The following is a 20,891-nucleotide window of genomic DNA, read 5'->3' as shown; positions in this document are numbered from 1 at the left end:
TTCAGACGCGCTCATCAGCCAGGCGTGCGCGTCGCTCCTCTTCGCGCTTCGAGTACGTGGCGGCGCGGATCGCATCGTCGGACTCCAGACCCGTGCCCAGCGCCCCGCCGAGTGTCGCCGCCGACGCGACGAACCAGCTGAGCACGAACAGATCACCGGTTCCGACGGCTCTGCCGAGGGACTCGCTCATCACCGACGTGTCGAGCACGAAGAGCGCCCAGGCCAGGTTCACGACGTACAGAGCCAGATAGCAGATGATGATGCCGATGGTCAGAGTCAGCAGCGTCGAGGTGTTGTAGAGACGGGATCTCTCACGCGCCGCAGGAGAGCTGTCGTCGGGGCGGTCCCAGAGCCTGCCGTCGATCACGATCCAGGCGATGATGATCGTGATGGAGGCCAACGTGGCCGCCGCCAGACGCCAACCAGACAGTGAGATGGCGAGCGACCACACCGTCGGCTCGATCGTCGCCACCGCGCCGGTCGCCAGTGCCGCGACCAGTGCGGACTTGAGTCCTGCCGCCAGCAGCCAGGGACGGTTGGCCAGCACCATGCCCAGAAGCACGCGCCCTCGGGCACTGAGCCGGGGGAGCGGCAGGCGCTGTTCGTCGGACACGGCCGGTTCGGCCATCCCGTCGACGAGCCCTCGTACCGCGCGGCGGGCGCGGGTCTGCACCCGGAAACCGCCCAGCGCGGGCAACGACAGCACAGCGGATCGGCGGCGAGGATCGATCGCCGCCAGCAGGTAGCGACCGTCGTCATCGCGAAGTGGAAGCTCGGTGACGCCGATGACGAGATCCCACCGCTTCTGAACCGCGTGCGTACGGAGCCGTCCCAGCGCGACGTCGACGTCTTCAGATCCGAGCGTGAACGGCTCGCTGACGAGTTCGATGATCCAGTCGTCGGCGCGAGCGGCGAGCGGCGGCGTGAGGTCGGTCATCCGACGCGCCACCGCCGTGGGCGAAGCCGGGTCGGCCACGAGGCCCACTCGGATCGGCTCCATCTCCGCAACCTACACCCGTGTCGAGTCGACCGCATCGGCCCTCGCGATTCCTGAGTCGATCCGTCGAGAACTCGCCCCCGACGACCCACGTCAACCCCCTTCGCCGCCGTGCCCCGGGGCACGTAGCCTCGCCGGACCGAACCAAGGAGAGAATCATGAGCGATCCGAAGAACACGCAGGGGACTCCCGGTCCTGACGAAGAGGCCGACACCGCATCGGGCGGTGCGCCCGATAGCACCGACGAGATCCTCGAGCGCGAGACGACCGACGACGACGGCAAGCCGCTCGAGAACCCCTCGGGAGGCTGATTCCCGCGCTACGGCGTCGCCCCGCCCGGCTGCTGTCCGCGACCGACCCAGCGCATGTCGGGTTCGTAGAGGTCGAGCAGATCGCCGAGCCGCTCTCGCTCCTGCGCTCGTCGCACGGCGCCCTTCGAGCTGGCCGACGCCAGGCGCGCGAGCAGACGAGTGGCGAGGACGACGGCGGTGGCATCGACCTGCACATCGCGCGTGGCGTGCTCCACGATGATCTGCTCCGAGGCGAACGCGCTCAGAGGCGAGTCGGCGCTGTCGGTCAGCAGCATCAGGGTGCCGCCGGCCGCGACGTAGAGTCGGCCGATCTCCACCGTGTCTCGCCGGTACGGGCGATTGCAGATGGCGATCAGCACATCGCCCGTGCGCACATCCGCGAGCAGGTCGAGGTGGTCGAGTCCCGGAGGCGCGACCAGGAACACCTGGCTGAAGCTGGTCTTGAGCGATGCGCTCAGCAGCATGGCGTACTCCTGAGCGTCGCCGCGCCCCAGAACGAAGCGGCGACGGCTGCGCGCGATGATGGCCGACATGCGCTCGAACGCGGGGTTCGTCGCGAACGAGTGCAGGGCGTCGTCGAAGGCGGTCTGCTCCTCCTTGAGCAGGCGGGACTTGAGGAGAGACGCGCTTCTCCGCGCTTGCGCCTTCCGTCCGGGCGCGGACTCGTCCGGCGCTGCGCTAGGAGACACGAGTGTCCTCCGAGGTGATCATGGCGATGTCCCATCTCTGGATCAGCGGAGGTTCCGACGGCCTCAGCTGCAGGGAGATGTCGAACGCGCCGGATGACCCGAACGCTCGCCAGGTCGCGCGCGCGGGCGTCGGGAAGGACGCAGGCCCATGGATCAGCGGACCGCCGACGTCGTCGATGATGCGGGACAACAGCGACCTGCGCTCCGGCAGGGAGGCGTCGAGCGCGACACAGTCGTCGAACAGGTCACTGCCCGCGCGGTCCCACAACGTCATGTTCCCATGATCACTCACCAGCTCCGAGATCCGGGCAACCGCGGCTCGGGTCTCGGACCACGGCTCCGGGAGAGGAGCCGACCGTGCCGCGCTCACCGCGTCGGCGACGGCGGCGTCGAACGCGGGACGCACGATCTCGTGCACGCCGGAGTAGCCCGCGTTCTCGAATCCGCAGACCGCGACCGAGTGGTCCGCACTCCAGCGCATGTGCGCGGAGAAGCCCGGATAGCCACCGGAGTGCGAGACCACACGCCCCTGCGCTGCGGAGTGCTCCACGATGAGGCCGTACCCGTAGCCGCGGGCGACTTCGCCGTCACCCCCGGGGATGGCCCGATGCAGCTGTTGCATCTCGCGGCGACTCGCTGCCGAGAGCACGGGATCCGTGTCGCTGTGTCCGTCGGCGAAAGCGCGCGCCAGCCACCGTGCCCAGACCAGGATGTCTGCGCACGACGCGAAGAGCCCTCCGATTGCCGAGAAGGTGCCCGGCGCCGTGACGGCCTGCGCCTGCCAGGACCCGTCGTGCCGGGCGTATCCGATCGCGATGCGCCGGCCCGGCGGAGGGGAGAACCGCACGCCGGTGAGCCCCAGTGGATCCAGGAGCTCGTTCTCGATCTGCTCCTGCAGCCGGCGCCCGTCCAGATGCTCCAGCGCCCGTCCGAGGATCGCCCATCCGAGGTTCGCATACTCGTAGCCGAGCCCGGGCGCGCGGGTGAACCTGATGCCTCGGCTCAGCAGTGCATCGAACTCCGCCCTCGGCATGGACTCCTGTCTGTCCGCCCAGGCGTCGTCGGTCGGCAGCCCCGCCGACATGGTCAGCAGCATCCGCGGTGTGGGAGGTGAAGCGGCTTCTCCGGGGATCTCGAACTCCGGCATCCGCGGGAGCATCTCGGCGATGGGCCGATCGAGATCGAGCAGACCGGCATCGCGCAACTGCAGCGCTCGAGCCGCGGTGAAGGACTTCGTGCACGACGCGATGCGGAAGACGGTGTCGAGGTCCGGCACCGATCCGTCGCCGGCGTCACCGGAGCCGCCCGCCTTCCGCTGTCCCGCGCAGTCCGCCGCCAGCACGGCAGCGGGACTCCGACCTGCCTCGACACGCGCGCCGGTGAGACGCGCGAGCAGGGGGTCGACCGCCGTGGCCGGCTCAGACATGCGTCAGGAACTGCTCGAGCACCCGCTGACCGCCATCGATCGCCTCCACGGGGTTCCGCTCGTCCGCTCCGTGTGCGCCGCCGGGATGGCGCCCTCCGCTGTCCGCCATCAGCGGGGCGAAGCCGTAGCAGGCGATGCCGAGTTCGGAGAAGGCCTTCGCATCCGTGCCGCCGCCCAGCCAGACCGGGGGAGTGACTGCCCCGGGATCCTGAGTGAGGATCGCCGCGCGCATCGCGTCGAACCAATGCGAGGGGTAGGGGGCGGTCACAGGCGAGCAGCGGGAGAGGAACTCCCACTCCACATCGTCACCGATCAGATCCACGAGTGTCGCCACGACGTCGTCCTCGGTGCCGGGCAGGCACCGCACGTCGAGCTGCGCTTCTGCGGACGCGGGGATGACGTTCACCTTGACGCCCGCGTTGAGCACGGTCGTCGTCGCGGTGCAGCGGGTGATGGCCTCCGCGACCTCGCCGGCGGGCCCCAGGCGGCGGATCGACGCCGCGATGCCGGCGTCGGTGTCCAGGTCGGGCTCATTGCCGAGCGCGCGGTCGATGGTCGCGATGTACTCCCTGACGGTGTCGGTGAGGCGAAGCGGCCAGTGATAGGCGTTGATGCGCTGGCAGGTGTCGATGACACGGGTGAGGGCCTGGTCCGCCTGCGGACGTGATCCGTGACCTCCGATCCCTCGTGCACGGACGCGCAGTTGCAGCGTTCCGCGTTCCCCGGTGGCGATGGGATAGACCCGCAGCGGCGTGCCGTCGTTCGCCATGAGCTCGGTCGCGTCGCCCCCGGACTCCCCGATCGCGACCTCGACGCCGGTGAAGAGCTCCGGCATGTTCTGGACGAGCCACAGGGCTCCGTGCTCGCCCCCGGACTCCTCGTCCGCCACGAAGGCCACCACGATGTCGCGCTGCGGACGGATGTCCTGCTCCGCCCAGTTCAGCAGCGTTCGCAGGATGCTCGCGACCATGTCCTTCATGTCGGTGGCTCCGCGGCCCCAGACATAGCCATCAGCGATGTGACCCGCGAACGCGGGCACCGTCCACTGCGACGGCTCGACGGGGACCACGTCGGTGTGCGCATGGACGAGCAGAGCGGGAAGCGTGCGATCTACGCCGGGCACCCGCAGCACCACGGAGGCCCTGGTCGCTTCCGGGCCGACGATCTGCGCGGAGTAACCGGCATGTTTCAGCGCGCTGTGGATCCACGACGCGATGTCGTGCTCGCCCGCACTGCGCCCGTCTCCGTAGTTCGACGTGTCGAAACGGATCAGTCGGGCGCACAGCTCTGCGGCGCTCAGCCGTGATGCGGTGCTCGGATGCGACATGAGACTCCTTAGTACGTTCCGTCTTATGAATCATAAAAACGCAAACGACATCGCACGTGACCCCCCATAAGTGAGGGAACTTCGTCATCCTCGCCCGCTATCTGGTTAGAGTTCGACCGGGTCGACGGAGTCTGTATTCCTCACGCGCTCACACTTACGAGACATAACACGAAGGAGTGGATGTTGATGCAGTCACACTGGGATGGTCGGGGAAGACGATCCGTCCGCACGAGTCGCCGATGCCTGGCGCTGATCGGAGCCGGAGCGATCGTGATCGGCGGCACGGTCGCGGGTGCGGGAGCGGCCGCAGCGGACGAGGGCGACGTGCAGGCGCGGATCTCGCTCACCGGCGACGTCGAGACGTTGAATCCGTTCCTCTCCGTGCTCTCCACCAGCGATTCGATCCTGATGTATCAGTACGAGCCCCTCGTCGCCTGGGCTGCAGAGGACAACAGCGAGTACCCCGCGATCGCCGAGTCATGGGAGTCGAACGCTGATGCGACCCAATGGACGTTCCATCTCGAGCCGGACGCGGTGTGGTCGGATGGCGAGCCGATCGTCGCCGAAGACGTGATCTGGACGATCGAGGCGATCCAGGACGACGATGCGCTCAAGATGGCCAAGGGATCGCTCGTCGAGAACATCGCGAGCATCGAGGCTCCGGATGAGCTGACCGTCGTCATGACGATGGAGAACCCGCAGGCCCCGAATCCCGGTGCCGACCTGCCGATCGTCCCGAGCCACGTGTGGGCCGGACTCGATGATCCTGCCGCCTACGAGAACGACGCGGACACCGTGGGTTCCGGCCCGTTCATCATCACCGAGTCGTCGAAGACCGGCGGCGTCACGATGACGGCGAACCCGCACTACCGGCATGGCGAAGCGAAGATCGACTCGCTCGTCTGGGTTCCGTACAAGAGTTCGGATGCCGCTGTCCAGGCGCTCAAGACCGGAGAGGTCGATCTGGTCGACGGTCTCACGATCGCGCAGTTCGACTCGCTCGAGGGAGCGGAGGGCATCACGACGATCTCCGCGAAGGGCAACTCGTTCTCCGCCCTCGCCATCAATCCGGGCGCGAAGGACATCGACGGGAACGACCTCGGCGACGGCAACCCGGTGCTGCACGACAAGGTCGTGCGCCAGGCCATCGTGCGCGCGATCGACAACGAGACCTTGCGCGCCAAGATCCTGCAGGGTCTCGGCGATCCGGGCACGGGCACGGTGCCCCCGCGTTACCCGACTTTCCACTGGAACATCGCGCCGGAGGATCTCCCGCTCGCCTACGACCCGGACGAGGCGAATCGGATGCTCGATGAGGCCGGTTACGCGCGTGGCGCAGACGGCGTGCGTCTGGACAAGTCGGGCAACCCGATCGAGTTGCGCATCATGGGACGTTCCTCGAGCTCGAACAGCCAGCAGGCGGCCGACTTCATCGGCCCGTGGCTGGAGGAGATCGGCATCACGACCACCGTCTCGATGCTCTCGGACGCGCAGGTCAACGACGAGTCGGTGCTCGGGCGCTACGACATGTACTTCACCGGATGGGGGATGGGTCCTGACCCCGACTTCATGATGTCGATCAACCTCTGCAGCTCGCGACCCAACGCGGATGGATCCGGGGCGACCAGCGAGTCGAACTGGTGCGATCCTGCGTTCGACGAGCTCTACGCGCAGCAGCACTCCGAGACCGACCCCGAGAAGCGCGCCGCGCTCATCCTGGAGATGCAGCAGCTGAAGTACGACGCAGCGGTCAACAACGTGATGTTCTTCGACGCGCGCTTCCAGGCGTACCGCTCCGACCGCTTCACCGACGCGCAGCTGCAGCCGGCCGAGGGCGGGGTGCTGCTCCGTCAGAACGGGCCGTGGGGTGTCTACTCGCTGACGCCGGTGGCTGCCGCCGGAACCGAGGACGGCGCAGCTGCCGATGGCGGAGCGACCGGGTGGTGGATCGCGGGGGGCATCGCCGCTGTAGCGCTCGTGGGCGGCGGGATCGTCCTGAGTCGTCGCCGCGCGCAGGCCGGCGACCGGGAGTAGTCCGCATGAGCAACCGTGTGGTGACCGGAGGGGGCGATGATCTCGTCCCCTCCGGGGTGCCGGCCGTCGACATCGACGAGCCGCGCCGGGGAACCTCCTGGGCGCGCTATGCGCTCGGCAAGGCCGGAGGGGCGCTCATCTCGTTGCTGATGGTGATCGTCCTCGGTTTCTTCGCGTTCCGGATCCTGCCGGGAGACCCGGTGCGCTCCCTGACGCATGGCCGTCGCGTGAGCGTCGACCAGCTGGAGGCCATCCGCCGTGAGCTGGGACTCGATCAACCGCTCCCCGCCCAGTTCTGGCGCTACCTCACGGACTTGCTCCGGGGAGATCTCGGTTACTCCTACACGAACAACGAAGACGTCTCCCAGCTGATCCTGGATCGGATGGGACCGACCCTCCTGCTCACCGGCACGGCTTTCGCGATCTCGCTCGCGCTCGGGCTGTGGCTCGGACAACGGGCCGCGTGGCGACGGGGCAGCCTCTTCGATCGCGTGCACACCGGGATCGCGCTGACCCTGTGGTCGGTGCCCACCTTCTGGTTCGGACTGCTCCTGCTGCTCCTGTTCGCCGGCACACTGCACTGGTTCCCCACCGGGGGAATGGTGACGGCGGGCGCCGACCTGGAGGGGATCGCCGCCGTGCTCGATGTCGCACGCCACCTCGTCCTGCCGGCGATCACCATGGCCGCCGTCGTCTACGCGCAGTACCTCCTGGTCATGCGTGCCTCGCTGCTCGAGGAGATGACGGCCGACTACCTCGTCACCGCCCGAGCGAAAGGCCTGAACGAGGATCGCGTTCGTCGTGTGCACGCCGTCCCGAATGCGCTGCTGCCGACGGTCACCCTGATCTTCCTCGCGATCGGCGGCCTCATCAGCGGTGGCGTGTCCGTGGAGACCGTCTTCTCGTGGCCGGGGCTCGGCTATCTCACCTTCCAGGCGCTCAGCGCTCCCGACTTCCCCGTGCTGCAGGGGACGTTCGTGGTCTTCTCCGCCATCGTCATCGCGATGAACTTCATCGCGGACCTGGTCTACCGCGTTCTCGACCCAAGGCTGCGTACCGCATGACTCAGATCCTCGATTCCCCGCGCCCCACCGCACGCAGTGTCGCCGCGGCACGGCGCCGCGCCCGACTCGCAGAGGTCTGGCGCGAGTTCCGAACCCACCGATCCGGCGTCATCGGTCTCGTCATCCTGATCATCGTGATCGCGTTGGCGGCCCTCGCGCCCGTGCTGTTCCCGGCAGAGATGCTGGACGTCACGAAGATCGACAATCCGCTGAACGCCCCTCCCAGCCCCGGGCTCCCGCTCGGCACCGATCCGTCGGGTCGCAGCGTGCTCGCGATGCTGGTGTGGGGCGCGCGGGCATCGCTGCTGGTCGGCTTCGCGGCGACGCTCGTCTCGATGGTGATCGGCACGGCCGTCGGAATGGCCTCCGGGCACTTCCGTGGCCCGACGCAGGCGGTTCTGCTGCGGATCGTCGACTTCTTCCTGGTCGTGCCGTCGCTCGTGCTCGCGATCGTCCTCTCGAGCGTCCTCGGTGCCGGGGTGACGACCATCATCGTCGCGATCGGTGTCACCTCCTGGGCCTCGACCGCGCGGCTGGTGCGCTCGCAGACGCTCACCGTGGAGTCCCGAGGATACATCGAACGATCCTGGGCTCTCGGCGCCGGAGACGGACACATCCTGTGGAAGCACGTGCTTCCCGCGGTCCTGCCGTTGGTGCTCGCGAACACGACGCTCACGGTCGGATCGGCGATCATCTCCGAATCCACCCTGGCGTTCCTGGGCCTCGGCGATCCCTCGACCATCTCCTGGGGCTCGATGCTGAAGCTCGCGCTGGACACGGGAGCTGCGACCGCCGGGTACTGGTGGTATCTGCTCCCGCCCGGCCTGGCCATCGTGCTCGTCGTGTTGGCGTTCACGCTCGCGGGCCGTGCATTCGAAGCTGTTGTGAACCCGACGTTGCGAGGTCGATGATGCCCAGTCTGAAGTTCGAGGATGTCCGGATCAGCTACTCCACTTTCGAGCAGGGAGGCCGTGGCACCGTGGAAGCGGTGCGCGGCGTCACTCTCGACGTGCCGGAGGGAGCGACGATCGGCCTCGCCGGCGAGTCGGGGTGCGGCAAGTCCACGCTCGCGATGAGCGTGCTCCGCCTGCTGCCGCGCAACGCCCGGATCGACGGGCGCATCCTGCTCGGCGAGGAGTCCGTCGCCGAGATGGGATGGGGGCGTCTTCGCGCGGTCCGCTGGACCGAGGCGGCGATCGTGTTCCAGGGGGCGATGCACTCGCTCAACCCCGTGCAGCGGGTGGGCGATCAGATCGTCGAGGCCCTGGTGCTGCACGCGACCGGCAGCAGGACGAAGTACCGTGAGCGCGCAGAGCAGGACCGACGCGTCGTCGAGCTGTTGCAGCAGGTCGATCTGCCGAAGTCCAAAGCGCGGTCGTATCCCCATGAACTCTCCGGCGGGCAGAAGCAACGAGTCATGATCGCCCTCGCTCTCGCGTGCGAGCCGGAGATCATCATCGCGGATGAGCCGACGACCGCTCTCGACGTGATCGTGCAGGACCAGATCCTGAACCTGCTGAAGCAGATGGTCCGCGAACGCGGCCTGTCTCTGATCATGATCAGCCACGATCTCTCCGTCCTCGCGTCCACCTGCGAGCGCATCGTCGTGATGCAGCAGGGCAGGATCGTAGAGGAGGGGCCGTCGGCAGAGGTCATGTCGAATCCGCAGCATCCGCACACCCGGGCGCTCGCCGCGGCATTCCCGACCATCGGCGACTGGTCGTCGCGGCTGTCGCTTCCGACGTACACGTCGCCGGAGGCACCCGGTCCGAACGGTCCAGGCTCGCGTCCGGCCCCGGAGCAGAGCGAGATCTCCGCCACGCCGACCGGGCTGCTCTCGCTGACGGATGCCGTGATCGCCGTCCGGGGCGTGAGCGTCTCCTTCGGCAGAGGCGACCGGGGGCACGTCGCCGTCGACGACGTGGACCTCACCTGCCGGCCGGGCGAGATCATCGCGCTCGTCGGTCAGTCCGGATCGGGCAAGACCACGCTCGCGCGCACGATCCTCGGACTCCAGCAGCCGACCAGCGGCGACGTGATGTACCGGGGGCGCCCGCTGTCGACGCGACGGAAGGCGCTCAAGGAGTATCGCTCGCGGGTGCAGTTCGTTCTGCAGGATCCGTCCGCCGCGCTGAACCCGAAGCAGTCCGTGTACGAGGCCGTCGCCGAGGGACCGCGGCTGCATCACCAGTCGGGCGAGGAGCGCGACATCGTGGCGCAGGCCCTCGTGGATGCCGAGCTGACTCCGCCGGAGAAGTACTTCCAGGCGATCCCGCAGGAGCTCTCCGGAGGGCAGCGCCAGCGGGTGGTGATCGCGGGAGCTCTCGCCCTCGGCCCCGAGTTCCTGGTCGCCGACGAACCCGTCGCGAGCCTGGACGCCTCGGTCCGCGCCGGCGTGCTCGCGCTGCTGCTGAGACTGCGGTGCGAGCGGGGTCTGGGGGCCCTCGTCATCACCCACGACCTGGGGTTGGCCTGGAACATCGCCGACCGCGTCGCCGTGATGTACCGCGGCAGGATCATCGAGCACGGAACCGTGGAAGAGGTGCTCCTGGACCCGCAGCACGAGTACACGAAACGTCTGCTCGCCGTGGTACCGTCGCGGGAGCTGCGCGAGCGCCCGACCGGAGGCGCCCGATGAACGGGGCGGCCACCCTGCCCGGACCGGTGCGGCACGGCGATCGGGTCGCGGTGGTCGCGCCGTCGAGCGCGATCTCCGAAGAGCGCCTGACGGAGGCGCTGGACCTGCTCGCGAAGTGGGATCTGGAGCCGGTGCTCGGTGCGCACGTGCGCGATACGCACCCGCGGGCCGGCACGTATCTCGCCGGCACGGACGTCGCTCGTGCGGCCGACCTGATGCACGCCTGGACGGACGACTCGGTCACGGCCGTGCTCTGCCTGTGCGGCGGCTACGGGGCGGTGCGGATCCTGGATCACCTCGACGTGCCGCGATTGCGAGCGGCGCGTCCCAAGATGCTCGTCGGGTCGTCGGACATCACCGGACTGCACGAGTTCTGGGAGCGCGAGCTCGGAGTACCCACCCTGTTCGCTCCCATGCTCGGGACGAACGACCTCATGAGCGATCCGGGGAATCTGACCGCATTGCACCGCTCTCTGTTCACGAAAGCGGCGAACCGCACCCTGCTGGCCCCTGGTGCGGAGGCGATCGTGGAGGGGATGGCCGAAGGCACGCTCACGGGCGGCAACCTGAGTCTGCTCGCCATGACCACGGGGTCGCATGAGTCCGGTTCCCGGGCCGCCGGGAAGATCGTCCTGCTCGAAGACGTGGAGGAGAAGACCTACCGGGTGGACGGCTTCCTGGTCTCCCTCCTGCGATCGGGGTACTTCGACGGGGCCGTCGGAATCGCGCTCGGCACCTGGCACGAGTGCGGGCCGCTGCCGGAGATCCGTGCTCTCGCCGAAGAACTCCTCGCGCCGCTCGGCATCCCGCTCATCTGGGGCCTTCCCTTCGGGCATGGTCCCGGTGTCGACAGCGTGCCGCTGGGCGTTCCGGCGCGGATCGTGGCCGATGCCGGTCAACCGCGGATCGAACTCTTCCTGTGAGCATCGACGGTCGACGTCAGCACGTGGTGATCATCGGCGGGGGCATCATCGGCTTGTGCGCCGCCTACGCACTGCTGCGGGACGGACATCGGGTGACGATCGTCGAGCGTGATCGTCTCGGAGCCGGGGCTGCGACGGGCAATGCGGGGGAGCTGACGCCGCAGCAGGTCGCTCCGCTCGCATCGCCGCACACGGCGCGTGATGTGGTGAGCGGCGTCCTCTCGTCGTCGTCGTATCTGTCCATCGCGCCGACGCGACTGCCCCAGCTCGCTGCGTTCGGGCTGGGCTTCCTGCTCTCCTCGACGCGTCGGCGTCGGGCTCATGCCACGCGGGCGCTCGCACAGTTCTCCTCGGCGATCCTCCCCGCCCTCGACCGCATGGCCGACGACGGCATCGACACGTCCGGCGGTGGCAGCGGGTATCTGATGACCTGCACCGACGAGCGGGAGCTGGTCGCGGCACACCAGCGCTATCGCGAACGCGCATCGGAGGGATGGGGGACGGCGCCGGGTGCGATCATGCGCGGCGAGGAGCTGCGCGACTACGAGCCGACGGTGGCGCCGGGGATCGCGGCGGGGTTCCTGCTGCCCGCAGAGCGCTATCTCGACCCCGTCACCTTCGTCGCCAGCCTTGCCAGGAGGATCGTTCAGCAGGGCGCGGACGTGCGCACCGGGCTCAGTGCCCTGCGGCTCGCCGATGGCGCCTTCGTGATGTGCCGGGATGCGGAAGGGAACGAGTCCACGATCGCCGGCGACCGTGTGATCGTCGCCGCCGGAGCCTGGACGTCGCCGATCCTGCGTCGCTCGGGGATACGAGCCATGCGCATCGTGTCGGGCAAGGGGTACAGCTATACGGTGCCGGTCGAACGGATGCCCCGTCAGCTCGTGCATTCCATCGACAGGCACTGCGTGGTGATCCCGATGCACGATCGTCTGCGCGTGGTCGGGATGATGGAGTTCGACGAGCGTCCCGATGCGTTCCACCCCGCCCGCCTCGACGTCCTCACGAACGCTGCCAGAGGGCTGATCGTCGGCGCCGACTGGGACGGGCGCACTGAGGAGTGGGTCGGCGCCCGCCCGATGACCGCCGACGGCATGCCGCTGTTGGGTTCACCGGCGGGAAGGCCGGAGATACTCGTGGCCGCGGGGCACAACATGCACGGGCTCTCGTTGGGGCCGGTGACCGGCGAAGTGCTCGGGGCGCTGGTCGCCGGGCGGAGTCCCCGGATCGAGGGCTCACGACTGGACCTTCGTCCGTTCGCGCTCGACCGCTGACCGGTGATCCGTCCGAACCGACCGGCTCGCCGGTCGGACTCGCCAGCACAAGAAAGACAGGTAACGATGACGACCGACGTGTCCGATCCGAACGAGCTCGATCAGCGGGTCTTTCCGCCGACAGCTCGGCGCGATCCTGAGACGGGCGAACTCCGCCTCGGAGTGGTGAGCGCGTCCACGTTGATTTCGCAGTACGGCTCGCCCCTCTACGTGCTCGATGAGGATGTCGCCAGGGCCCGTGCGCGTACGATCCGCGTGGCGCTCGAGGCTGAGGCGGAGCGGATCGGCACGACGGCGACCGTGTATTACGCGGGTAAGGCGCTCCTGTGCATCGACGTGGCGCGGTGGATGTCGGAGGAGGGGCTGGCTGTCGACGTCGCCAGCGGTGGCGAGCTCGCTGTGGCGCTCGCCGCAGGGGTGGATCCGTCCCGTATCGGATTCCACGGCAACAACAAGTCGGAGCAGGAGATCGGTCGGGCCGTCGGCGCAGGTGTCGGCACGATCGTCATCGACAGCGAGATCGAGACGGAGCGCGTCGCCGCGGCGGCGCGCGCAGCAGGGATCAGGCAGCGGGTCCGACTGCGGGTGAACAGCGGTGTGCACGCCTCGACTCACGACTACCTCGCAACTGCGCACGAAGATCAGAAGTTCGGGCAGCCCCTGAGCGACGCTCCACGCCTGGTCGCCGCGATCCTCGCTCACGACAGCCTCGAGTTCGTCGGACTCCACTGCCATATCGGGTCGCAGATCTTCGCCGCAGACGGGTTCCGGGAATCCGCGCGTCGACTGATGGCGGTCTACCCGGAGTTGGCGCGGCTCGCCGGACACTCGATCCCCGAGCTCAACCTGGGCGGTGGCTTCGGCATCGCCTACACGAGCGCGCAGGCCGAGGACGTGCCCGCACTCGCCGATGTCGCGCGCGAGCTGGCCGACATGGTCGCCGACGGCGCACGCGAGTTCGAGGTGCCGGTGCCGCACCTGGCCTTCGAGCCGGGACGCATCGTGATCGGCCCGGCCGGAGTCACGCTCTACACGGTCGGGACCACCAAGCCGGTGCCTCTCGCGGGGAGCGATGCGGCCGCCCCCGCCGACCTCGGGCACAGCGAACGGCTGTACGTCAGCGTCGACGGAGGGATGAGCGACAACGCGCGGCCGGCACTGTACGGTGCCGACTACCAGGTCCGCATCGCCAATCGGACCAGTGGAGCCGACCCGGCCCTCGTGCGCGTCGTGGGCAAGCACTGCGAAGCCGGCGACATCGTCGTGCACCGCGATGTGCTCCCCGGGGACGTGCGCGCGGGCGACACCCTCGTCGTCGCTGCCACCGGAGCGTATTGCTGGTCGCTCGCGAGCAACTACAACCACCTCCCTCGCCCGCCGATCGTCGCCGTCTCCGGACGCGGAGCGCGACTCATCGTGCACGGCGAGACCGAGGACGATCTGCTGGCGAAGAACGTGTCCTGGCGACCAGAAGGGGATCCGCCCACGGCCTAGGATTGCTGCGATGACCGACTCCGTCCTCGACGTCCAGGTGCGTCGCACCGTGAGGCGGCGTCTGATCCGCAACCCGCTGATCTGGGGTGCGGTGCTGCTTCTCGCCGCGTTCGTCTGGACGCTGGCCGGGGACGACCTGAGCTTCTTCCCGTTCCTGCTGATGCTGGTCGGCGGCTGGTGCTTCGGCTTCGCCTTCGTGAACGCGACGATGCGGATGGTGCCCGCGCGCAACGGCGTGTTCCTGCACGCCGGTGTCGCCGTCATGCTCGGTGCGGCCATCGCGTTCACCGTCGAGTACGGGAATGACCTCGTGGACTCGCTGCCGGAGGCGGTGCGGGCCGGTGCGGTCGTGGGGCGGCTCGCGGCGATCCCCGCGGCCGGGTGGATCTGGCTCGGCCTGCTCTCACGCGTCACCGACGTCATGACGCAGCGTGAGACGAAGAAGCGACCCGTGCCGGTGACGCCGGAGTGGGAGCGCGAGGAGATCGGCGACGGGTCGGGTGTGCGCTTCCCCGGCATCCCGCTCCGCATGCGCGCGCTCACCGCGGCGATCATCGTGATCGTCGTGGTCTTCGGCCTGGGCGGCACCGCGCTGGTGATCGCGTTCGACGATGTGGTGCTGCGCATGGGCGCGCGCTTCACGATCATCCTGGTGGGCGTGCTGATCGCATTGCCCGCGTATCTCGTGTTCACGGGCGTGCTGCGTCGCCGAACCGAGTCCTGCCGGGTGGCATTCGGCAACGACGAACTGCGCGTGACGGTGGGGGAGTCGATCCACGTGATCCCGTTCCGACGGCTGGAGCGGCTCGTCTGGCGCACCCGCAGCGACTATGCGCGCATCGAGGTGCAGGGCGACGGCGTGGATCTGTCCCTGATCGCCGGGCTCGCGAGACCGCCGCGGGGTCTCACCGCCGAACTGCCCCCGCTGCCGCGCCGCGTCTTCCGTCGTCTCGAGCTCGCCGGTATGACGCAGCAGCACGCGCGGCGTCGCGACGTCACCGTCTTCACCCGATCTCCGGGGCAGGGCTGAGATCGGGGCGCCTCTGTCACGGTCGTCCTCGGCGTGCCAGACTCGCCGTGTGACCCTGCTCGAACGCCTCATGGCCGCACATGCCGACGCGACGATGGTCGGATGGGATTTCTCGCGGCTGGATGGTGCGCTGATCTCGGAGAGCCCCTGGTGGGATTTCGAGGCCGACTGTCTGCAGTCGCTGCGCCACTCGCGTATCGGGGCCGTCGATCTGGGAACCGGCGGCGGTGAGCGGCTGTCCGCACTTCTCGATTCCTTGGCGCGAGAGTCCGCGCGCCCACCACGGATCGTCGCGACGGAGGGATGGGCGCCCAACGTGCCCGAAGCGCGAGCACGCCTCGCGCCCCGCCACGTGGCGGTGCTGCCGTACGACTCGGAGGCGGGCGATCCGCTCGACCTTCCCGACCAGAGCCAGGACCTGGTGATGTCTCGTCACGAGTCCTATGACCCGACCGAGATCGCTCGGATTCTGGTCCCCGGCGGACGGTTCCTGACCCAGCAGGTGGACGGCTTCGACGCACCTGAGATCCATGAGTGGTTCGGAGGCGAGTACCTCTACCCCGATGTCACGCTGGAGGCTCATTCGCAGGCCCTTCGGGACGCAGGGATGCGGATCGACGACGCCGACCGTTGGGAGGGATCGATGCAGTTCCTGGATGCTCTCGCGCTCGTGACCTACATCGGCCTCGTCCCCTGGGATGCGCCCGGATTCGCCGTCCCACCGCATGCCGAGCGGCTCCTCGAGCTGAACGCGGCGGCTCCCATCGTCGTCACTCAGCGCAGGTTCCGTATCTACGCCACCAAGCCGTAGCCGAAATCCTGCGCTCATCGCGGGGCGGCAGGCGGGTCGCGCGGTCGACGGTATCCTGGATGACGGCCGCTACGACAGGAGACCCCGTGATCCTCAGCTTCATCTTCTTCATGATCCTCTTCCTCGGAGGCATCTACCTCATGGGTCTGGCGCAGACGCTCGAGGACTTCCAGGCGATCATCTTCTGCGGTGGTCTCCTGCTCACGACCCTCTCGCTCGCGTTCATGATGCGTCAGGGCGGTACGGCCACCAAGCGCTCGAACAACTGGGCGGGCAAGGCCACGGACTGACATTCGCCGCCCGCACCGGTGCGCCTGATTCCGACGCGCGCACCGGATCTCCAGCCTGTGAGGCGTACAGCTTGCAGGCGTAACGTCGGTGTATGAACGCACAACTGAAAATCGCGGGGCCGAGCCCCGACATGCTGGGTCTGGAGAACGTCCTGATCGGCTCGCTTCCTGCGACGCTGCTGACGGAGGACGCACCAGACCGCTACACCGTGGAAGCGGTGTTCACGCGCAAGACGGATCGTGACGAGGTCGCCGCGATCCAGGGCAGCGAGATGCGCGCCCACCTGTCCGCGAACGGATACCCGACCGTCGAACTCCGCGTCGCGGATCGTCGTCTGGAGATCGCGAACACCAACCTGGAAGAGCTCCGTGACGGCCTCGCTGCCGTCATCGCGGAACGACTCGCGACGATCAGTGCCGACCTTCTGGCCGACCGTGAGATCGCCGCGCATCGCTACCAGGACGCCTCCGACCGCGAACAGGTCCGTGCGGCATCCGTCGCCGCCCTCGCGGAATCGGTGGTCTTCACCCGCCGTGCAGTGCCCGCCGCCGTCGATGACGACGCGCGCATCGACGACTGGGTGGAAGAGGGCGGCGCCTCCCGCTGAGCGGGCGACCCGTCGGAGAAGAGGTCATCATGGGCGACATCCGTCCGACCGTCCGCACACGTCCGCGTGAAAGCGCGTCCCGTGCATCGAGCACGTTCACCGAGTTGGCGCAGCAGGTCCGTGGGCTCGGGCTCCTGCGTCGTCGCTACGGCTACTACTGGACCAAGCTGGTCGCAGCCCCGCTCATCCTCGCTGCGTGCGTGCTGGCATTCATCTGGATCGGCGACACGTGGTGGCAGCTGTTCACCGCCGCGGCGCTCGCGATCCTGTTCACCCAGATCGCCTTCCTCGGCCACGACGCCGCGCATCGTCAGATCTTCGTCTCCGGCCGCTGGAACGACTGGATCAGCCTGATCCTCGGCGATCTGCTGGTGGGTATGAGCTACGGATGGTGGCAGCACAAGCACACGCGTCACCACGCGAACCCCAACAAGCTGGGCGCGGATCCCGACATCGAGCTTCCGGTGATCGCGGTGACCACGGAGACGGCGCTGAAGCACCGCGGCCCGACCATCAGCTGGCTCCGCGGGCATCAGGGGCTGCTGTTCTTCCCGATCCTGTTCCTCGAGGGCATCTCCCTGCACGCCTCGAGCGTGCGCAGGGTCCTCACCCGCGGGCGGCTGGAGCGACGCGGGGTCGAGATCGTCTTCCTGAGCGTGCGGATGATCGGCTACCTGGTGCTGGTGTTCCTCGTGCTGTCCCCTGGCATCGCTTTCGTGTTCCTCGCGGTCCAGCTGGGGCTCTTCGGGTTCTACATGGGCGTCGCCTTCGCTCCGAATCACAAGGGGATGCCCGTGGTGCCGCGTGACATGGCCATCGACTTCCTGCGCCGCCAGGTGCTGATGAGCCGCAACATCCGGGGGAGCCGTCTGCTCGACGTCGCGATGGGCGGCCTGAACTACCAGATCGAGCATCATCTGTTCCCGTCGATGCCGCGGCCGCACCTGCGCCGGGCAGCTCCCGTGATCGCGGCGTACTGCCGGGACCACGACGTGCTCTACACGCAGACCGGCCTGTTCGCGTCGTACGTGATCGTGGTCCGCTACATCAACCGCGTCGGGCTCGGGGAACGCGACGTCTTCTCGTGTCCCCTGATCGAGCAGCGCAGCGCCCTGACCGTGTGATCAGCGGCGCTTCGCCAACCGGGCGTCGAGGTTCGCCTTCACCGCGGGCCACTCCGGTTCGATGATGGAGAACTCGACGCTGTCGCGCAGGGCGCCGTTGCGGTAGCGGGAGATGGCGCGCATCACGCCGTCCTGTTTCGCCCCGAGCCGCTCGATGGCCGCTCGGGACTGGAAGTTGACCCACTGGGTGGTGAGGCCGACGCGGAAGACCCCCAGCGTCTCGAAGGCGTGCTGCAGGAGGAGCAGCTTGGACTCGGCGTTCGTGCCCGTGCCGTGCGCCGACGGCCGGTTCCAGGTGTAGCCGATGTGCAGCCGCGGGACGTCGGCATCGATGTCGTAGTACGAGGTCATTCCGAGCACCTGCCCTGAGGCGCCGACGGCGGTGAACGGGATCATCTCGCCGGCCTCGCGCAGGGCGATGCGCCGCGCGATCTCCGTCTCGACGCCGTCGGGCGCCGGAACCGAGGTGTACCACGCGGTCTTCCAGAGATCACCCTCCTGTACGGCTTCGATCAGGGCATCGCGATGCGAGAGCTCGAGGGGTCGGAGTTCGACCAGGTCTCCGGTCAGGGTGACGGCGGAGGGGGCGACGAGGAATCCCATGTCCGCCATTCAACCAGTTCGCGGTCTTCGCGGTCGGCAGGTCATTCTGCGGCGACGCGATGCGCCCATTGACCGGCGCCCATGCGCGGCGCGACGTAGACGCTCTCGCCGATCCGCTGCAGCATCCGCTGATAGGCCTCGACCAGTTCGACGGTGACTCCGAGCTCGAAGGCCAGGCTCGCGCGATGCGGGCCGCGGAGCGCCTCGGCTGCGGCATACGCGGCGGGCGAGATGAGCAGTCGTGCCGCCCATTCATCCGCCCGACGCTCCTGGCGGGCGCGGGCCTCCGGGTGCGTCGACACCGTGTGGCCGAGCGCCGCGTGCCCGAGTTCGTGCGCGAGCACGCTCGTCGCGGTGCGCACGCTCATTCCCGGCGCGAGACGGATGGTCATGGCGGAGTGGTCGTACCCACCCCTGGTGGGACCAGAGCGCTCCACCAGTCGGAGGCCACTCTCCTCGACGAGTCGGAGGAGGTGGTCCATGATGCTCCTACTGGTACAGGTCGTCGGTGTCGCGCTCGTGTCCGACGGAGGAGCCGAAGGCGACTTCGGGGATATTGTCGTCGGTGCCTGCGACATCGGTCCGGCGACGGAACGGGGTCAGGACGCCGGTTCCCTGCGCACTGTCGGCGCTCAACCGCTCTTCGGCTCTGGCGAGCACGAGATGGGGTGCGACCTGTACCCTCGCGCACACGGCGTACAGCACAGGGACGGGGATGGCACGCTTGCCGGTGACGTAGTTGTCGAGAGCGCTGCGGGCGATCGCGATGTCGCGCGCCATCGCCGCGATACTGCTCCCTGCGGCCGCGATCTCGGCTCGCAGCTGGCGTCCGACGGCGGCGTTGAACTCATCGGAGAGTGTCTTCACACGTGTCACGATAGCACTGCCCCGTAACCAATATGCTGTCATGCTGGCCCTGAATGTGCTTGCGCGTCGCCAGATGGGGGGATAGTGTCTCCGTGTGACGACAGAAGATCGACGTTTGGTGGCAGAGGCGATCGCCGCGCACCTCGGCAGGGCGGGGCGTTCCCGGCGCTGGCTGTCGGAACACTCAGGGATCGCCTACTCCACGCTGCGGCGCAGGATGCAGGGGCGCTCGGACTTCACGATCACCGAGCTCGCCGACATCGCGCTGGCGCTGGACCTCTCACCTGCCGCGCTCGTACCCTCCCCTCGGGACACCAGCGCGGATTCATAGGGAAGGCGTGTCGGTCGGGGGCGCTGCTGGGGCAGTCATCCCCGACCGGCATGTCGTTCGAGCCGCGCCGCGCGCCGGAAGGCCGGGGGTATCGTGGCGGGATGAAGACCGTGCCCTTCGGACCCACCACCGCTCCTGCCGTCATCGCGGGGATGATGCGCATCGACGACAAGGACGACGCGCACATCCGCACGCTCTACCGGGCGGCGCGTGATGCCGGGATCGACTTCTTCGACCACGCCGACATCTACGGCGGCAGCATGCACCACTGCGAGACCCGGTTCGCTGGTGCCCTGCAGTTGAGTGCAGCCGAGCGCGATGAGATCGTGCTGCAGACCAAGTGCGGCATCGTGCCGGCCCAGGGCATGTTCGACTTCTCGTACGAGCACATCACGGCGCAGGTCGAGGGGTCTCTGCAGGCACTGCGCACCGACCGCATCGACGTGCTGCTGCTGCACCGCCCGGACGCACTGGTCGAACCCGAGGAGGTCGCCAAGGCGTTCGACGAACTCGAAGCATCCGGCAAGGTGCGGGCGTTCGGCGTCTCCAACCACACGCCGCGCCAGATCGACCTGCTCCGCACGGCCGTGCGGCAGCCTCTCGTGGCCAATCAGCTGCAGCTCTCCGTCACACACGCGCCGATCATCGCGCAGCCGATCGCGGCGAACATGGCGGGCTCCGATCAGAGCATCGTCCGCGACGGCGGGGGGATCGTGGAGTACTGCCGCATCAACGGCATCACGATCCAGGCATGGTCGCCGTTCCAGGGCGGCTTCTTCACCGGGGTCTTCCTCGGCAATCCGGAGTACGCAGAGCTGAACACGGTGATCGATCGGTTGGCTGCCTCGTACGGTGTCACGCCGATCGCGATCGCGACGGCGTGGATCACCCGGCATCCTGCGAAGATGCAGGTCGTGCTCGGTACCACGACTCCCCAGCGTGTGCAGGATGCGGCGGCGGGCGCCGATATCGAGCTCACCAGGGCCGAGTGGTACGAGCTGTTCCGGGCGGCGGGGCATCTGCTGCCGTAACCCGACCGTGCAGCGCAAT

At 68.3% G+C, this 20,891-nt stretch carries 22 protein-coding genes; 15 read left to right on the top strand and 7 right to left on the bottom strand.

Annotation, left to right across the window (positions count from 1 at the left end):
- Position 1: 1 nt before the first annotated feature.
- The gene (locus ACIOVG_RS15705; RefSeq protein ID WP_400875435.1) at positions 2–1,000 is read right to left on the bottom strand and encodes a hypothetical protein; all 999 of its coding nucleotides are present in this window, start codon (positions 998–1,000) and stop codon (positions 2–4) included.
- A gap of 155 nt (positions 1,001–1,155) precedes the next feature.
- Here ACIOVG_RS15705 and ACIOVG_RS15700 point away from each other — a divergent pair, with 155 nt between their 5' ends.
- Complete coding sequence (locus ACIOVG_RS15700; protein ID WP_400875432.1) at positions 1,156–1,308, top strand: hypothetical protein; 153 nt, start codon at positions 1,156–1,158, stop codon at positions 1,306–1,308.
- Between the two features lie 8 nt (positions 1,309–1,316).
- Here ACIOVG_RS15700 and ACIOVG_RS15695 read toward each other — a convergent pair whose 3' ends face one another.
- Genes ACIOVG_RS15695 through ACIOVG_RS15685 form a run of 3 tightly spaced genes read right to left on the bottom strand, consistent with a single transcriptional unit; the run spans position 1,317 to position 4,750 of the window.
- Entirely contained in the window at positions 1,317–1,997 is a 681-nt protein-coding gene (locus ACIOVG_RS15695; RefSeq protein WP_400875429.1) for a MurR/RpiR family transcriptional regulator, read from the bottom strand.
- The gene (locus tag ACIOVG_RS15690) at positions 1,987–3,423 is read right to left on the bottom strand and encodes a serine hydrolase domain-containing protein (RefSeq protein WP_400875426.1); all 1,437 of its coding nucleotides are present in this window, start codon (positions 3,421–3,423) and stop codon (positions 1,987–1,989) included. Before ACIOVG_RS15690 ends, ACIOVG_RS15695 begins: the two co-directional genes overlap by 11 nt.
- Complete coding sequence (locus tag ACIOVG_RS15685; protein WP_400875423.1) at positions 3,416–4,750, bottom strand: M20/M25/M40 family metallo-hydrolase; 1,335 nt, start codon at positions 4,748–4,750, stop codon at positions 3,416–3,418. Before ACIOVG_RS15685 ends, ACIOVG_RS15690 begins: the two co-directional genes overlap by 8 nt.
- A gap of 180 nt (positions 4,751–4,930) precedes the next feature.
- Here ACIOVG_RS15685 and ACIOVG_RS15680 point away from each other — a divergent pair, with 180 nt between their 5' ends.
- From ACIOVG_RS15680 to ACIOVG_RS15625, 12 genes are all read left to right on the top strand, one after another.
- Positions 4,931–6,784: an ABC transporter substrate-binding protein gene (locus tag ACIOVG_RS15680; protein WP_400875420.1), complete on the top strand. Its 1,854-nt coding sequence runs from the start codon at positions 4,931–4,933 to the stop codon at positions 6,782–6,784.
- Positions 6,785–6,789: 5 nt separating this feature from the next.
- Complete coding sequence (locus ACIOVG_RS15675; protein ID WP_400875417.1) at positions 6,790–7,848, top strand: ABC transporter permease; 1,059 nt, start codon at positions 6,790–6,792, stop codon at positions 7,846–7,848.
- The gene (locus ACIOVG_RS15670; protein WP_400875414.1) at positions 7,845–8,759 is read left to right on the top strand and encodes an ABC transporter permease; all 915 of its coding nucleotides are present in this window, start codon (positions 7,845–7,847) and stop codon (positions 8,757–8,759) included. Before ACIOVG_RS15675 ends, ACIOVG_RS15670 begins: the two co-directional genes overlap by 4 nt.
- Positions 8,756–10,486: an ATP-binding cassette domain-containing protein gene (locus ACIOVG_RS15665; protein WP_400875410.1), complete on the top strand. Its 1,731-nt coding sequence runs from the start codon at positions 8,756–8,758 to the stop codon at positions 10,484–10,486. Before ACIOVG_RS15670 ends, ACIOVG_RS15665 begins: the two co-directional genes overlap by 4 nt.
- A complete protein-coding gene (locus tag ACIOVG_RS15660; RefSeq protein WP_400875408.1) occupies positions 10,483–11,409 on the top strand; it encodes an LD-carboxypeptidase in 927 nt (308 codons plus the stop codon). Before ACIOVG_RS15665 ends, ACIOVG_RS15660 begins: the two co-directional genes overlap by 4 nt.
- Entirely contained in the window at positions 11,406–12,683 is a 1,278-nt protein-coding gene (locus ACIOVG_RS15655; protein ID WP_400875405.1) for an NAD(P)/FAD-dependent oxidoreductase, read from the top strand. Before ACIOVG_RS15660 ends, ACIOVG_RS15655 begins: the two co-directional genes overlap by 4 nt.
- Positions 12,684–12,749: 66 nt before the next feature.
- Entirely contained in the window at positions 12,750–14,177 is a 1,428-nt protein-coding gene (lysA, locus tag ACIOVG_RS15650) for a diaminopimelate decarboxylase (protein WP_400875402.1), read from the top strand.
- A 10-nt stretch (positions 14,178–14,187) separates the two neighbouring features.
- Positions 14,188–15,207: a hypothetical protein gene (locus ACIOVG_RS15645; protein ID WP_400875399.1), complete on the top strand. Its 1,020-nt coding sequence runs from the start codon at positions 14,188–14,190 to the stop codon at positions 15,205–15,207.
- Between the two features lie 49 nt (positions 15,208–15,256).
- Positions 15,257–16,018, top strand: coding sequence for a class I SAM-dependent methyltransferase (locus ACIOVG_RS15640; RefSeq protein WP_400875396.1), 762 nt, complete (start codon positions 15,257–15,259; stop codon positions 16,016–16,018).
- A gap of 59 nt (positions 16,019–16,077) precedes the next feature.
- On the top strand, positions 16,078–16,308 hold the full coding sequence (locus ACIOVG_RS15635; protein WP_400875393.1) for a hypothetical protein: 231 nt from the start codon (positions 16,078–16,080) through the stop codon (positions 16,306–16,308).
- A gap of 92 nt (positions 16,309–16,400) precedes the next feature.
- Positions 16,401–16,916: a hypothetical protein gene (locus tag ACIOVG_RS15630; protein WP_400875390.1), complete on the top strand. Its 516-nt coding sequence runs from the start codon at positions 16,401–16,403 to the stop codon at positions 16,914–16,916.
- A 29-nt stretch (positions 16,917–16,945) separates the two neighbouring features.
- Positions 16,946–18,040: a fatty acid desaturase family protein gene (locus tag ACIOVG_RS15625; protein ID WP_400875388.1), complete on the top strand. Its 1,095-nt coding sequence runs from the start codon at positions 16,946–16,948 to the stop codon at positions 18,038–18,040.
- Here ACIOVG_RS15625 and ACIOVG_RS15620 read toward each other — a convergent pair whose 3' ends face one another.
- The 3 genes from ACIOVG_RS15620 to ACIOVG_RS15610 are packed head-to-tail and all read right to left on the bottom strand — an operon-like array spanning position 18,041 to position 19,510.
- Positions 18,041–18,643, bottom strand: coding sequence for a GNAT family N-acetyltransferase (locus tag ACIOVG_RS15620; RefSeq protein WP_400876423.1), 603 nt, complete (start codon positions 18,641–18,643; stop codon positions 18,041–18,043). It abuts the gene before it with no gap.
- A gap of 41 nt (positions 18,644–18,684) precedes the next feature.
- A complete protein-coding gene (locus ACIOVG_RS15615) occupies positions 18,685–19,125 on the bottom strand; it encodes an ImmA/IrrE family metallo-endopeptidase (RefSeq protein WP_400875385.1) in 441 nt (146 codons plus the stop codon).
- 7 nt (positions 19,126–19,132) lie between these two features.
- Entirely contained in the window at positions 19,133–19,510 is a 378-nt protein-coding gene (locus tag ACIOVG_RS15610) for an XRE family transcriptional regulator (RefSeq protein WP_400875383.1), read from the bottom strand.
- A gap of 94 nt (positions 19,511–19,604) precedes the next feature.
- Here ACIOVG_RS15610 and ACIOVG_RS15605 point away from each other — a divergent pair, with 94 nt between their 5' ends.
- Together ACIOVG_RS15605 and ACIOVG_RS15600 are read left to right on the top strand one after the other, a co-directional pair.
- Positions 19,605–19,841 carry a helix-turn-helix domain-containing protein gene (locus tag ACIOVG_RS15605; RefSeq protein ID WP_400875380.1) on the top strand — a complete coding sequence of 79 codons (237 nt, stop codon included), beginning with the start codon at positions 19,605–19,607 and terminating at the stop codon, positions 19,839–19,841.
- A 101-nt stretch (positions 19,842–19,942) separates the two neighbouring features.
- On the top strand, positions 19,943–20,872 hold the full coding sequence (locus ACIOVG_RS15600) for an aldo/keto reductase family oxidoreductase (RefSeq protein WP_400875377.1): 930 nt from the start codon (positions 19,943–19,945) through the stop codon (positions 20,870–20,872).
- Positions 20,873–20,891 lie beyond the last annotated feature (19 nt).

It is taken from the genome of Microbacterium sp. NPDC087591 (genome assembly GCF_044743625.1).
Taxonomy (GTDB): Bacteria; Actinomycetota; Actinomycetes; order Actinomycetales; family Microbacteriaceae; genus Microbacterium.
This window is presented reverse-complemented; position numbering and strand designations above follow the sequence as displayed.

Coding starts and splice junctions, on each gene's coding strand:
- ACIOVG_RS15665 (WP_400875410.1), top strand. CDS start 8,756: ATGATGCCCAGTCTGAAGTTCGAGGATGTCCGGATCAGCTACTCCACT.
- ACIOVG_RS15685 (WP_400875423.1), bottom strand. CDS start 4,750: ATGTCGCATCCGAGCACCGCATCACGGCTGAGCGCCGCAGAGCTGTGC.
- ACIOVG_RS15670 (WP_400875414.1), top strand. CDS start 7,845: ATGACTCAGATCCTCGATTCCCCGCGCCCCACCGCACGCAGTGTCGCC.
- ACIOVG_RS15620 (WP_400876423.1), bottom strand. CDS start 18,643: ATGGGATTCCTCGTCGCCCCCTCCGCCGTCACCCTGACCGGAGACCTG.
- ACIOVG_RS15635 (WP_400875393.1), top strand. CDS start 16,078: ATGACGGCCGCTACGACAGGAGACCCCGTGATCCTCAGCTTCATCTTC.
- ACIOVG_RS15645 (WP_400875399.1), top strand. CDS start 14,188: ATGACCGACTCCGTCCTCGACGTCCAGGTGCGTCGCACCGTGAGGCGG.
- ACIOVG_RS15660 (WP_400875408.1), top strand. CDS start 10,483: ATGAACGGGGCGGCCACCCTGCCCGGACCGGTGCGGCACGGCGATCGG.
- ACIOVG_RS15615 (WP_400875385.1), bottom strand. CDS start 19,125: ATGGACCACCTCCTCCGACTCGTCGAGGAGAGTGGCCTCCGACTGGTG.
- ACIOVG_RS15630 (WP_400875390.1), top strand. CDS start 16,401: ATGAACGCACAACTGAAAATCGCGGGGCCGAGCCCCGACATGCTGGGT.
- ACIOVG_RS15700 (WP_400875432.1), top strand. CDS start 1,156: ATGAGCGATCCGAAGAACACGCAGGGGACTCCCGGTCCTGACGAAGAG.
- lysA (WP_400875402.1), top strand. CDS start 12,750: ATGACGACCGACGTGTCCGATCCGAACGAGCTCGATCAGCGGGTCTTT.
- ACIOVG_RS15680 (WP_400875420.1), top strand. CDS start 4,931: ATGTTGATGCAGTCACACTGGGATGGTCGGGGAAGACGATCCGTCCGC.
- ACIOVG_RS15675 (WP_400875417.1), top strand. CDS start 6,790: ATGAGCAACCGTGTGGTGACCGGAGGGGGCGATGATCTCGTCCCCTCC.
- ACIOVG_RS15625 (WP_400875388.1), top strand. CDS start 16,946: ATGGGCGACATCCGTCCGACCGTCCGCACACGTCCGCGTGAAAGCGCG.
- ACIOVG_RS15690 (WP_400875426.1), bottom strand. CDS start 3,423: ATGTCTGAGCCGGCCACGGCGGTCGACCCCCTGCTCGCGCGTCTCACC.
- ACIOVG_RS15600 (WP_400875377.1), top strand. CDS start 19,943: ATGAAGACCGTGCCCTTCGGACCCACCACCGCTCCTGCCGTCATCGCG.
- ACIOVG_RS15705 (WP_400875435.1), bottom strand. CDS start 1,000: ATGGAGCCGATCCGAGTGGGCCTCGTGGCCGACCCGGCTTCGCCCACG.